The sequence below is a fragment of the Comamonas sp. wu1-DMT genome, assembly GCF_040187805.1.
Lineage (GTDB): Bacteria > Pseudomonadota > Gammaproteobacteria > Burkholderiales > Burkholderiaceae_C > Comamonas > Comamonas thiooxydans.
On the sequence record NZ_JBANEM010000006.1, the window covers coordinates 158,231 to 171,152 of the forward strand.

11 protein-coding genes are annotated in these 12,922 nt (G+C 63.5%); 7 read left to right on the forward strand and 4 right to left on the reverse strand.

The window, feature by feature from the left end; genetic code table 11:
- Positions 1 to 265 precede the first annotated feature (265 nt).
- From V8Z78_RS11095 to V8Z78_RS11105, 3 genes are read left to right on the forward strand one after another with little or no spacing between them, the layout of a single operon-like run.
- Positions 266 to 1,645 (forward strand): ArnT family glycosyltransferase, encoded by a 1,380-nt coding sequence (locus tag V8Z78_RS11095; protein WP_052263520.1) that lies wholly within the window; start codon positions 266 to 268, stop codon positions 1,643 to 1,645.
- Positions 1,642 to 2,652 (forward strand): NAD-dependent epimerase, encoded by a 1,011-nt coding sequence (locus V8Z78_RS11100; RefSeq protein WP_003069624.1) that lies wholly within the window; start codon positions 1,642 to 1,644, stop codon positions 2,650 to 2,652. The genes V8Z78_RS11095 and V8Z78_RS11100 overlap by 4 nt, the downstream gene beginning before the upstream one ends.
- A complete protein-coding gene (locus V8Z78_RS11105; protein WP_349731365.1) occupies positions 2,649 to 3,986 on the forward strand; it encodes a UDP-glucose dehydrogenase family protein in 1,338 nt (445 codons plus the stop codon). The genes V8Z78_RS11100 and V8Z78_RS11105 overlap by 4 nt, the downstream gene beginning before the upstream one ends.
- Before the next feature lie 52 nt (positions 3,987 to 4,038).
- Here V8Z78_RS11105 and V8Z78_RS11110 read toward each other — a convergent pair whose 3' ends face one another.
- From V8Z78_RS11110 to V8Z78_RS11120, 3 genes are all read right to left on the reverse strand, one after another.
- Positions 4,039 to 5,259 carry a HAMP domain-containing sensor histidine kinase gene (locus tag V8Z78_RS11110; RefSeq protein WP_349731366.1) on the reverse strand — a complete coding sequence of 407 codons (1,221 nt, stop codon included), beginning with the start codon at positions 5,257 to 5,259 and terminating at the stop codon, positions 4,039 to 4,041.
- Positions 5,259 to 6,008: a response regulator gene (locus V8Z78_RS11115; protein WP_034363143.1), complete on the reverse strand. Its 750-nt coding sequence runs from the start codon at positions 6,006 to 6,008 to the stop codon at positions 5,259 to 5,261. Before V8Z78_RS11115 ends, V8Z78_RS11110 begins: the two co-directional genes overlap by 1 nt.
- Positions 6,009 to 6,132: 124 nt before the next feature.
- Positions 6,133 to 7,491 (reverse strand): AmpG family muropeptide MFS transporter, encoded by a 1,359-nt coding sequence (locus V8Z78_RS11120; protein WP_223305695.1) that lies wholly within the window; start codon positions 7,489 to 7,491, stop codon positions 6,133 to 6,135.
- A 103-nt stretch (positions 7,492 to 7,594) separates the two neighbouring features.
- Between V8Z78_RS11120 and V8Z78_RS11125 the strand changes: the two genes are divergently transcribed.
- The 4 genes from V8Z78_RS11125 to V8Z78_RS11140 all read left to right on the forward strand — a co-directional run bounded on the left by V8Z78_RS11125 (position 7,595) and on the right by V8Z78_RS11140 (position 11,919).
- On the forward strand, positions 7,595 to 8,290 hold the full coding sequence (locus tag V8Z78_RS11125; RefSeq protein WP_003069633.1) for a helix-turn-helix domain-containing protein: 696 nt from the start codon (positions 7,595 to 7,597) through the stop codon (positions 8,288 to 8,290).
- A 113-nt stretch (positions 8,291 to 8,403) separates the two neighbouring features.
- Positions 8,404 to 9,276 carry a DMT family transporter gene (locus V8Z78_RS11130; protein ID WP_349731397.1) on the forward strand — a complete coding sequence of 291 codons (873 nt, stop codon included), beginning with the start codon at positions 8,404 to 8,406 and terminating at the stop codon, positions 9,274 to 9,276.
- A 37-nt stretch (positions 9,277 to 9,313) separates the two neighbouring features.
- Positions 9,314 to 10,147, forward strand: coding sequence for a M48 family metallopeptidase (locus V8Z78_RS11135; RefSeq protein ID WP_057094248.1), 834 nt, complete (start codon positions 9,314 to 9,316; stop codon positions 10,145 to 10,147).
- A gap of 95 nt (positions 10,148 to 10,242) precedes the next feature.
- Positions 10,243 to 11,919: an acyl-CoA dehydrogenase family protein gene (locus V8Z78_RS11140; protein WP_349731367.1), complete on the forward strand. Its 1,677-nt coding sequence runs from the start codon at positions 10,243 to 10,245 to the stop codon at positions 11,917 to 11,919.
- Between the two features lie 6 nt (positions 11,920 to 11,925).
- Here V8Z78_RS11140 and V8Z78_RS11145 read toward each other — a convergent pair whose 3' ends face one another.
- Positions 11,926 to 12,828: a helix-turn-helix transcriptional regulator gene (locus tag V8Z78_RS11145; RefSeq protein ID WP_046461727.1), complete on the reverse strand. Its 903-nt coding sequence runs from the start codon at positions 12,826 to 12,828 to the stop codon at positions 11,926 to 11,928.
- Positions 12,829 to 12,922: the final 94 nt, after the last annotated feature.

A 12,922-nucleotide genomic window follows, 5' to 3' on the forward strand; every position in this document is an offset into this window, starting at 1 on the left:
GCTCAATGATTTTGGATAACAGTCACCTATACTAACTGAATACCCTAGGTGCCATTTGCGCCAGGCCCATTGTTTGGCCTGCAAAGCCAAGCGCAATCGTAAGTGCGCACTATCAAAACATGTGCACCCGCCAAATCCTATGGCATCAAACTCCTCGACTTCTATTCGCCCAGACTGGCAACAGACCCTTTATGCCAAGCCATGGATATGGCTGGCTCTTTTAGTTTTTGCCCATATCGTTTCCCGTATCAGCATTTCAGCAGGCATGAAATGGGATGAGTCCGAACAGATTCTCTGGGCCCAGCAATTGCAGCTGGGTTATGGCCCGCAGCCGCCTCTGTATACCTGGATGCAATGGGCGGTCTGTCAGCTTCTCGGCCCTTCGGTGCTGGCACTGGCCCTGCTCAAACATCTGCTGATTGCCCTGGCCTATTGCCTGGCATGGCTGGCTGGCCGGCAGTTGCTGGGTCAGAAAGGTGCCTGGTGGGTTGCCGCAGGTCTGCTGCTGATGCCGCCCTTCGGCTGGGACTCGCTGCGCGACCAGACGCATACGGTGATGGTGACGGCCATGACCATGGGCTTGTGGTGGGCCGTACTGCGCCAGGTTCAAAAGCCGCAGGCCGTCAATTTTGTTTTGATCGGCCTCTTCTGCGGTCTGGGCATGCTGTCCAAATACAGCTATGCCATGCTTATTGGCGCCTTGTTTCTGGCCTCCATGACGGTGGCACAGGTCCGCTCGGCCATCTTCGCCAGGGGCTGGTGGCTGGCTCCGCTGGTGGGCTTGCTGGTGTTTGCGCCCCATGGCTTCTGGCTGGCTTCGCACTGGGGCATGGCAACCACCGAGACCGTACAGAAGATGTCCATCTCCACCGAGGCCTCGCATCTGAAAGGTCTGGGCAATCTGCTCAAGGCCCTGCTTTCGACCTTGGGCCTGTGGCTGATTGCCGCTCTGATCAGCTACCGCTCCAGACTCTGGAGACCAGGCATCAATGCGTCTTTGCCGGCCCAGGTCTGGGCCAGGCCTTTGCTGCGCAACTACCTGCTCATCATTGCCGTCTGCCTGCTGGCCATGGTGCTGGCTGCCGATGTCACGGACTTCAAGCAGCGCTGGATGCTGCCTCTGACGGCTGTTGCGCCCTTGGCCCTCTATGTCTGGCGCCCGGCACTGCTGGAACAAGGCGTGGGCCGCCTGTTCACCGTCTTCGTCATCGTCTTTGCCCTGATCTTTCTGATCATGGCCACGCTGCGCCCCTGGCAGGGCGGCCGCAAGAACGATCCCGACGAACTCAACCACCCGGTCAAGACGCTGGCCCAGGAACTGCGCCAGGCCGGCTACAGCGGCAAGGGAGTCATCGTCGGCTCGGACCATATGCTGGCGGCCATGCTGCATTCGCAGTTCCCGCAAACATACGCCCTGGGCTGCTCTGATGGCGCACTGCTGAGGCAATGTCTATCTCAGGCCGGCGCCGATACCACAGGCGGCCTGCTGCTGATCACACGCGCCGACAAGCCCGTCGCGGGCTGGTGGGACGGCATCTTCACCACCCAGGCAAAAACCGCGCTGCAGACACTGAGCATGCCTTTCGAGAAAATGCCTGCCAGCGCAACACCTGCGCAATACCAATATCTCTGGATTGCCCCATGAATCCCGTCCTGATCACCGGCTGTGCCGGCTTTATCGGCATGCATTGCGCCAAGCGACTGCTTGAGCAAGGCGTGCCCGTGCTTGGTATCGACAACCTCAACAACTACTACGACGTGGCGCTCAAGCATGCCCGCCTCGCCGAGTTGCGCCCACACGCCCACTTCCGCTTTGTGGAACTCGATCTGGCGGACCGGCAAGGCATGGCCGACCTGTTTGCCGAGGCAGCCCCCAGCAAAGTTCTGCACCTAGCCGCACAAGCCGGTGTGCGCTACTCCATCGATCAGCCCGACGACTACACCGATTCGAATCTGCTGGGCTTTGGCAATATCTTGCAAGGCTGCCGCAAGCACCAGGTCGAGCATCTGGTCTATGCCAGCAGCTCCAGCGTCTATGGCGGCAACACCAGGATGCCGTTTGCCGAAAGCGATGCGGTGGACCACCCCATCAGCTACTACGCAGCCACCAAGAAGGCCAATGAGCTGATGGCCCATAGCTATGCGCACCTCTACGGCATTCCCACCACAGGCCTGCGCTTCTTCACGGTGTACGGCCCCTGGGGCCGCCCCGACATGGCCTTGTTCAAGTTCACCAAGGCCATGCTGGCGGGCGAGAGCATCGATGTCTATGGCGAAGGCAAGCTGGTGCGCGACTTCACCTATATCGACGATATCGTCGAAGGCATCATGCGCGTGCTGGACAAGCCCGCCACGCCCGACGCCGGCTATGACAGCCGGAACCCCAATCCCGGCACCAGCACCGCGCCCTATCGCATCTTCAATATAGGCAACAACTCGCCCACCGTGCTGATGGACTACATCGCAGCACTGGAGGGCGCCCTGAAAATTACCGCCCGCAAGCAAATGCTGCCCATACAGCCCGGCGACATGCACAGCACCTCGGCCGACACGCGTGCCCTGCAAGCCTGGGTCGGCTTCTCGCCAGCCATGCCCGTGGCCACCGGCGTGCAGCATTTTGTGGATTGGTATCGCTCTTTTTATCGCGTATGAAAGTTACTGTCTTTGGTACCGGCTATGTCGGTCTTGTGCAAGGTGCCGTGCTGGCCGATGTCGGCCACCAGGTGCTTTGCGTGGATGTGGATGAGAAGAAAGTCGCGGCACTCAAGGCCGGACAGATTCCCATCCATGAACCAGGCCTCGATGCACTCGTCATCAACAACCAGCAACTGGGCCGTTTGCAGTTCACCACCAATGCCACCGAAGGCGTGGCGCACAGCGAGCTGATCTTTCTGGCCGTGGGCACGCCGCCCGACGAAGACGGCAGCGCCGACCTGCAATATGTGCTGGCCGTGGCCCGCACCATCGCCCAGCACATGGACGGACCGCGCATCGTCATCAACAAATCGACCGTGCCCGTGGGCACGGCGGACAAGGTCTCGGCCGTGATTGCCGAAGGCCTTGCTCAGCGCAATCTGCAGCACCCTTTCGATGTGGTGTCCAACCCCGAGTTTCTCAAGGAGGGTGCGGCAGTGGGCGACTGCCAGCGCCCGGACCGCATCATCATCGGCACCGGCAACCCGGCTTCCGAAGCCAAGCTGCGCGAGCTCTACGCGCCCTTCAACCGCAATCGCGACAAGATCGTGATGATGGATGTCCGAAGCGCCGAGCTGACCAAATATGCGGCCAATGCCATGCTGGCGACCAAGATCAGCTTCATGAACGAGATTGCCAACCTGGCGGAAAAGCTGGGTGCCAACGTGGAGGCCGTGCGCCGCGGCATTGGCAGCGACCCGCGCATCGGCTACCACTTCATCTACCCGGGCGTGGGCTATGGCGGCAGCTGCTTTCCCAAGGACGTGAAGGCGCTGATCCACACCGCCAGGGAGGTCGAGTTTGAGCCTCTGCTGCTCAATGCCGTAGAGGACCGCAACCATGCCCAGCGCAATGTGCTGTTCGAGCGCATCAGCGCCTTCTACAGCGGCCAGCTTGAGGGCAAGACCATCGCCGTCTGGGGCCTGGCTTTCAAGCCCAATACCGACGATATGCGCGAAGCGCCCAGCCGCAACCTTCTGGAGTCGCTCTGGGCCGCCGGTGCCAAGGTGAAGGCCTACGATCCCGTTGCCATGAAGGAAGCCCGTCGCATCTACGGCGAGCGTGCCGACCTGGAGCTGGTGGATAGCCCCCTGGCTGCCGTGCAGGATGCAGACAGTCTGGCCATCGTGACCGAATGGCAGATATTCCGTGCGCCGGACTTCGACCTGCTGGCCGCAACACTGAACGACAGAATGATTTTTGACGGCCGCAACCTCTACGAGCCTGCCCTGCCTGCCAGCCATGGCCTGGGCTATGTCTCCATAGGCCGCCCCGCCCAGCAGCCGCGCTGAAACAAAAAGCCCCGCAGGCAGAAACCTGCAGGGCTTTTTTCCGGGCAGCGGCTCAGGACAGCGGCAGGCAGATCACAAAGCTCGCACCGCTGCGGCCGTCCTGGCGCGCCTCGCAGTGCACGGTGCCGCCATGGCGCTCGGCGATCGAACGCACCAGCGACAGGCCCAGGCCCACGCCGCCGGAGCGCTCGCTGGCCCCGGGCAGGCGATAGAACTTCTCGAAGATACGCTCGCGCTGCGCCTTGGGAACCCCGGGGCCGTGATCCTCGACACGGATCAACGCCATGCCATCCTGTTTGGACAGGGACAGAGTGATCTCGCCCTCGCTGTAGCGGCGCGCATTCTCCAGCAGATTGCGCACGGCACGGCGCAGCAGTTTCGCGATACCTTGCACCTCAAGCGGACCATCGGTCTGCATCTCCAGTTCGGCATCGATGCGCGCGCATTCCTCGGCCGCCAGACCGATCAGATCGACCGACTCCACCGTGCCCACATCGACCTCGCTGGAGTCCAGGCGGCTGGCCAGCAGGATCTCGTCGACCAGTTGGTCAAGCTCGCCAATATTGCGCTGGATCTCGGCCTTGGCGCGTGCACTGGCCGGATCGTCACCCATGAACTCCAGGCCCATGCGGATGCGCGTCAGCGGCGAGCGCAGTTCATGCGAGGCATTGGCCAACAGAGATTTGTGAGACGTCATCAAGGTCTCGATGCGCGCTGCAGCGGCGTTGAACTGGTGCGCCAGATCCGCCACCTCGTCATGACCATGCTCGGGGACACGCACCGACAGATCGCCCTCGCCAAAGCGCTTGACGCCGCGCTGCAGGTTTTCCAGACGCTTGAGCAAACGGCGAATGATGGGGAACACGCCCACAACCACCGCCACGCCGACCAGGCCCAGCATCCACAGGAAGCCGAACGGCGGCCGCAGCCAGAAGGCGACGGCACCATCACGCGGGGGAGGGCGGCCCTCACGCCACTCGCGTGGCGCCATCCATAGCTCATAGACCTGCCCGTCCCTGGCGGCAATTTCAAAACGCACGCCATCCACGGGCGAGCCGGAGATGCGGTTGCCGCGCCCCTCCACCAGCACCTCGCCCTCGGGGCCTTTGAGCACCATCTCGCGCGAGGGCGGCGTGGTGCTGTTCTGAGCGCGCTGCTCTTCGGCAATATTCCAGGCCCAGGCCACGCACAGCGTGAGCACGGCCACGCCGACTACCACCGCCAGCCAGATGCGCAGATACAGGCGCTGGGAGAAAGCGTGCAGCAGCTTCATCAGTCTTGTTGCTTGGCAAAAACGTAGCCCACACCGCGCACCGTGAGAATGCGCTTGGGAGCCTTGGGGTCGGCTTCAATAGCGGCGCGGATGCGACCCATATGCACGTCGATGGAGCGGTCGAAGGCCTCCAGTTCGCGGCCGCGCACGGCTTCCATGATCTGGTCGCGCGTCAGAACGCGACCGGCGCGCTCGGCCAGTGCCACCAGCAGGTCGAACTGGTAGGAGGTGAGGTCGGCCTGCTGCTCGCCCACCGACACGGTACGGGCATCGCGATCGATTTCCAGGCTGCCGAAGCGCATGACGGCATTGGCGGGGGTCGCCTGGCTCTCGCTGCCTTTACGGCGCAGGATGGCGCGAATGCGGGCCAGCAGCTCGCGCGGCTCGAAAGGCTTGGGCAGATAGTCGTCGGCGCCCAGTTCCAGACCGATGATGCGGTCCATGGGATCGCCCTTGGCGGTCAGCATCAGCACGGGGACCTGTGCCGGAGTGCCGGGCATGGAGCGTATGCGACGGCAGACCTCGAGACCGTCCATGTCGGGCAGCATCAGGTCAAGGATCACCAGGTCAGGCAGCTCGACCGAGCCACCATCGCTGGGCTGCAGCTGTTCGAGGCCGCTTTTGCCGTCGGCCATATGGGTCACTTCCAGGCCGTTATTGCCCAGGTAATCGCTCACCATTTGCGCCAGGCGAACGTCGTCCTCAATCATCAGAAGTTGGTGCGTGCTCATAGGGGGCAGTGTAGTCATGCTCGCGCCTCGGTATTTCTTCAAGACGTCATGCTGCAGCACGCAGGTGACCTGCTCTTGTCTGGTGCGTAAAGTTGGGTAAACGCCGATTCACTCAAAAACAATAGCTGTCAGTGCTTACCCATCAATCGTCAGAGCCAATTTTTACTCTGGATGCCAGGAAAATCAGCAGCAGCACGGGGAAGCCCATCAGCGCCGTGGTGTGGAAAAACGCCTCGTAACCATAAGCATCGACAAACGCCCCCGAGAAGCCCGCCAGCCACTTGGGGGCCAGCAGCATCATCGAACTGAACAGCGCATATTGCGTGGCCGAGTACTGCACATTGGTCAGGCCCGAGAGATAGGCGATGAAGGCCGCCGAGGCGATTCCCCCGGCGAGATTGTCGGCGCTGACCACCCAGACCAGCGCCGAGACATCGTGGCCGCGCGTAGCCAGCCAGGCAAACAGAATATTGGTGCAGGCCGACAGCACGGCGCCCAGCATCAGCACGCGCATCACGCCCCAGCGCACTGCCATGGTGCCGCCCACAAAGCCCCCCAGCAGCGTCATGATGACGCCGAACACCTTGGTCACGGCAGCCACCTCTTCCTTGGTATAGCCCATGTCCACATAGAAGGGATTGGCCATGATGCCCATGACCACGTCGCTCACGCGATACAGGCCGATCAGCGCCAGCAGCAGCAACGCCTGCCAGCGGTAGCGGCCTATGAAGTCGGCAAACGGAGCGATCAGCGCGCCCTTGATCCACTCGGCCGCATTGCGTGCCGGTGCCATGGGACGAGCTTCAGGCTCGGGCGAGAGCAGCACTGTGATCATGCCCACCAGCATGCTCGCCGCCATGGCCGTGTAGGCCACATGCCAGGCCTGCACCATATAGCCCTGCACATCACCTTGAACCTGGGCCGCTACCCACAGCACGCCGGCGCCAGCCCAGATCATGGCCAGGCGATAGCCGGTCTGGTAGGTGGCCGCCAGAGCCGCCTGATCGTCGACCTTGGCGGACTCGATGCGATAGGCATCCAGCGCGATATCCTGCGTAGCCGAGCCGAAAGCCACCAGCACCGCGCACAGCACCAGCGGCTGCAGGGATTGCTTGGGGTCCATGAAGGACATGCCGAGCAGGCCCGCCACGATCAGCAGCTGCGAAAACAACAGCCAACTGCGGCGACGCCCCAGCATCCGCGTCAGTGCCGGCAAGGGCAAACGGTCCACCAGCGGAGACCACACCCATTTGAAGGCATAAGCCAGACCCACCCAGCTCAGGAAGCCGATCGTCGTGCGATCGATATCGGCCTCGCGCAGCCAGAAACTCAAGGTACCCAGCACCAGCAACAGCGGCAGGCCTGCCGAAAAACCCAAAGCCAGCATGCGCAGACTGGTGGGCTGGGCATAGACCTTGAAGGCCTGGCTCCAGCTGCGCTTGGGCTTGATGACGACATCTGCGGAGGAGGGGTTGCGACTTGTTTGGGACGACTCGGTCATGGTCTGGTTCTCTGAGGCAGAGGGCATTATCGGTTGCCCACGCCAGTCGCCGGGCGCTACCATTACCGCGACCGTCGTCTCTTTCTGTAAGCAGGATTGCCCCATGAGCCGTGACACCGCATCTCCGCGCCCTGTGCTTGACCAGGCACAGACCTCGGTGCGCAGCTACAGCGGCGAGCATCAGGCCCATGCCCATGACCATGCCCAGATTCTGTTTGCGCTGCAAGGCCGCATGGAGCTGGAGGTGGGTGGCAGACCCAGCTTTGTGGACAGCGCCTGCGGCATGGTCATACCCGCAGGAACCGGCCACGGCTATCTGGCAGCACCGCAAACCCAGGTGCTGGTGATCGACGCGCCCATGACCCAGGGGCTGGACAAGCTGCGCCGCTTTGCCGTGCCCCCGGCGTTGCGCTTTCCGCAATCAAGCCTGTCAGCCGCCGCGCAGATGGCGCTGGTGCTGCAGGCTCCCACCTTGCTGCAGCGTCGCGGCATGGATCTGCTGTGGCTGCAGCGCCAAGTACAGGCGGCTTTGCATGAAAGCTGGCCCACGGCCCGGCTGGCGGACCTGGTGCATCTGAGCGTGGCCCAGTTCCACGCCCGTTTCGTGGAACTGACGGATCGCACGCCGCAGGACTGGCTTCGCGGCCTGCGTCTGGACGCTGCCGTGCTGCAGCTCAGAAAGGGGGCGGCACTCGAAGCGACCGCACTGCGCTGCGGCTACGCATCGGCCAGCGCCCTGGCCTATGCACTGCGGCGCGAGCGCGGCCTGACATCGCGCCAGCTGCGCGAACGCCGCTGAGCCGCCCCTCGCACTTCAAGCGTTTCTCGACAGATGAGCAGCCCTGGCCCGCGCATGATGGCTCACTCATGTCTGTCACTTCCGCTATCTCTTCTCCCTCGCCCCGCAGCGCCTTGGGCCCTGTCGGCCTGGTGCTGGCCGCCGCCATGCTCTGGGGCACCACGGGCACGGCACAGCATTTCGCGCCTGCACAGCTCTCGCCCTACTGGGTGGGCGGCCTGCGCATGGTCATGGCCGCGCTGTTCTTTGGCGCGCTGGCGCTGCTGCTGGACCGAGGCCATGCGCGCCAACCCATGCGCTGGGCGCGCATCGTGTTCTGCGGCCTCTGCATGGCCATCTACAACCTCAGCTTCTTTGCCGGCGTCAAGGCCAGCGGCGTGGCCCTGGGTACGGCGCTGGCCATAGGCAGCGGCCCCATCTGGGCCGGCCTGATGCAGGCCGTGGTGCAAAAGCGCATGCCCAGTCTCCAATGGTGGCTGGGCACCTGCACCGGCGTTGGCGGAGGCATTGTCATGGCGCTGGCCGCCACCGAGAGACAGCATCTGCCATGGGCTGGCATGGCCCTGTGTCTGCTGGCCGGTCTGTCCTATGCCGCCTACGCGCTGGTCAACCAGGCACTGGTGCTGCAATCGCGCGTGGCCACGGTCAATGCCTGGGTGTTTGCCTGCGCGGCCCTGCTGTCACTGCCCGTTTCGGCCTGGCTGGGCGGGCCGCTGCAGATCAGCGCCGGCGGCTGGGCCGTGGTGATCTATCTGGGCATGTTCGCCACGGGCTTTGCCTATCTGCTGTTCTCCGTGGGCCTGCGCGGCATGTCTGCCGCGACCGGCGTGGCACTGAGCAAGGCCGAGCCGATCACCGCTTTTGCGCTGTCGCTGCTGGTGGTTGGCGAGCGCCCCGCCTGGTGGTCCGTGATCGGTCTGTTCGGCGTGATCGGCGGTCTGTGGCTGGTAGTACAGGCAGAGCGCAAGACTGCAGAAACCGTCTGACCCGAGGCAGGCTACAGCTCGCATAGACTTGGCGCTTATGCACGCCCTCATCTCATCCCTGCGCCTGCCCGCCACCCGCAACTGCCTACTGCCCGCACTGGTCTGTGCTGCGCTGATGCACGCGCCAGCGCAGGCTCAGGTGGAGGTAGGCAAGGCCTCGGTGATGCGCCAGCTGGTACCGGCCGAGACGCTGGAAAGCTCTGCGACCCAGCAGTACCAGGAGCTGCTGCAAAAGGCCAAGGCCCAGGGCGCGCTGGCAGACGCCGGCAACCCGCAGCTGCAACGCCTGCGCGGCATTGCCCAGCGCCTGATTCCCTATGCCGCGCAGTGGAACCCGCGCGCCAGCCAGTGGCGCTGGGAGGTCAATCTCATAGGCAGCAAGCAGATCAACGCGTTCTGCATGCCCGGCGGCAAGATCGCCTTCTACACAGGCATCATCGACCAGCTCAAGCTCACGGACGACGAGATCGCCATGATCATGGGCCACGAGATGGCCCATGCCCTGCGCGAGCATTCGCGCGAGCAACTGGCCAAGAACCAGGCCACCAGCATAGGCATATCGCTGGGCGCGCAATTGCTGGGTCTGGGCGATATCGGCAATGCCGCTGCACGCCTGGGCGGGCAATTGCTCAGCCTCAAGTTCAGCCGCAATGACGAAAGCGATGCCGACCTGGTCGGACTGGAGCTGGCCGCCCGCGCCGGCTACAACCCGCAGGCCGCCGTGAGTCTGTGGCGCAAGATGAGTCAGGCCACGGGCGAAGGCGGCATAGGCTTTCTCTCCACGCACCCTACAGGCCCCGATCGCATACGCCAGCTGGAGGGTAATGTGCCGCGCGTCATGGGCTTGTACGAGCAGGCACGCAGGCGCTGAACACCAGCGACAAGGCAGCTGAAAACCCGCTTTGCGTCAGCCATGCGGCGCTCTATATTGGGCTGTGACAAGCGCACAGCTACAGGAGTGATCGCATGCAGGCCCTGGACACCCATGACGTCTTCAACCAGTTCGATGAGCTGACCGACATCAATCTGCTGCAGGCCGACACGGCCTTGCAGGAAGTGCTGCAACGCCAGCAGGCCCAGGGCTTTGTTCCGGCCCTGAGCCGCTTTGCGCAGCAGCTTGGCGAGAAGCACAACTGGGAGCATGCCGAGCTCGCCAACCGCCATACGCCCGAGCTGCAGCGCTTCGACGCGCGCGGGCGTGTGCTAGATGCCGTGGAATTCCACCCCAGCTGGCATCGCCTCATGGAGCTGTATCGCAAACAGGGCCTGATCTCCTTGCCCTTCGAGAGTCCAAGCCGCGGCCGCTGGAGCGCCTGGGCCGCCGGCTTCTACCTGCACGGCCAGGTGGAGCAAGGCACGTTATGCCCGGCCACCATGACCACCGCGGCCATCCCCGTGCTGCAAAAAGAGCCCCAGCTATGGAGCCAGTTGCAGGCCCGGTTGTTCAGCCATGAGTATGACGCACGCGATCTGCCCTTGGACCAGAAAAAATCCATCTGGATAGGCATGGGCATGACAGAGAAACAGGGCGGCTCGGACGTGCGTGCCAACACCACGGTGGCCCGCCCCGTGCATGAGGGTGGTCGCGGCGGCGAGTATCTGCTGCGCGGCCACAAATGGTTTTTCTCGGCCCCCATGTGCGACGCCCATCTGGTGGTGGCTCGCATGGCCACGGCAAGCGGTGAGCTCGGCGGTCATGCCTGTTTTTTCGTGCCGCGCTGGCGTCCCGACGGAAGCAAGAACCCCGTGCGTGTGCAGCGCCTCAAGGACAAGGTAGGCAACCGCAGCAACTCCAGCTCGGAAGTGGAGCTGCAGGACGCCTGGGGCATTCTCATGGGCGAGGAAGGCCGAGGCATTCCCACCATCATCGAAATGGCCAGCTACACGCGGCTGAACTGCGTGCTGGGCAGCGCGGCCATTTTGCGCAGCGCCACCGTGCAGTCGATTGCCTATGCGCGCCAGCGCTCGGCCTTTGGCAGACATCTCGCGGATCAGCCGCTGATGGCCACCGTGCTCGCGGACCTGGCACTCGAAAGCGAAGCCTCCATGCAGCTCGCCATGCATCTGGCTCAGGCCTATGAGTCGGAGGCCGAAGGCGATCTGCTGGCCCGCGCCTGGAAGCGCATCATGACTCCGGCCGCCAAGTTCTGGGTCTGCAAGCGCTCGGTGGAGATCACGGGCGAAGCCATGGAGGTCTTTGGCGGCAACGGCTATGTACAGGACAGCATCGTCTCGCGCCTGTTCCGTGAAGCGCCGGTCAACTCCATCTGGGAAGGCTCTGGCAATGTGATGTGTCTCGACGTTCTGCGCGCCATGGGCCGCGAGCCTGAAGCCACGCGCCTGCTGTTGCAGGATCTCGGCGATATGGCTGCCGACCAGCCCCTTCTGGCGGCGATGGCGCAATCGCTGGCCAAACGCCTGTCCGGTTCCCCCGAGGCACTGGAGCCGCAGGCCCGCCGACTGGTGCAGGACTTGTGTCTGCTGGCCCAGGCCTGCCTGCTGCACAGGCATGCGCCCGAGCACATGGCCGATGGCTTCATCCACACCCGCCTGGGCGGACAGAACGGAGCCATGGTGGTAGGGGCATTTGACCCCGCAGGACTTGACATCGCCGCCGTGCTGGAGCGTGCCCTGCCCCTGTGAATACCGTCAGGCTGCGACCAGCACTTTCAGCTGCTTGAGGCTTTGCGCCACGCTCTTTCCGCTGGTGTCCAAGACATGATCGGCCTTGGAATAGAAAGCCGATCGGCCGTCCAGAATACGGCGCAAATCATCCATGGCCTCGGGGTTGGCCGCCATGGGCCGCGTGTCGCCCTGGGCCACGACACGGCTCATATGCTCATCGGGCTGGGCCTGCAACCAGACCGTGGTGCAATGGCTGAGCAGTTCGTTGAAGGTTGCGGGGTCTGACACGATGCCGCCCGGGGTGGCAATCACCACGTCGCTGTAGATCTGCACGGCCTCTTCCAGCGCGCGGCGCTCGTAGCGGCGATAGGCTCCAGCGCCATAGAGGTCATAGATCTCGCGCACGCTGCAACCCGCGACGCGCTCGATTTCCTGGTTCAGTTCCAGAAACGGCACATTCAGCTGCTCCGCCAGCATGCGCCCCAGCGTGGACTTGCCCGCGCCGCGCAGGCCGATCAGGGCAATGCGCGAAGCCCGGTGCGGATCGCCGATGGGTGCGGTACCCAGAATCTCTCCGGCGGCCAGTCGCACGCGCTGCAAATCGGCCTCGCTGCGGCCTTCCAGCAATTCGCGCAGCAACAGCCATTCGGCACTGGCCGTCGTCACATCGCCCAGCAGCTCGGCCATGCTGCACTGAAGTGCATGTGCGATCTGCTGCAGCACCAGGATGGAGACGTTGCCCGTGCCGTATTCGAGATTGGCCAGATGGCGCTCGGACACCACGGCCGCCGAAGCCAGCCCGCGGCGCGTGAGACCGCGGCGCGCACGCAGATTGCGCACCCTCTCGCCCAAGGCCTGCAGCAACGGGCTTTTGCCCGCTTCATCCCCTTCCGCAACCGACGCGGATGCCATGTCTAACTGATCCATAAAGCTCCTCAGAGGCCGTGAATGATAAACAGTCGGGGTTAACGCGAATCATGCAATATATTGCTTGACACTGCATTGTCTCGTATTTATCTTT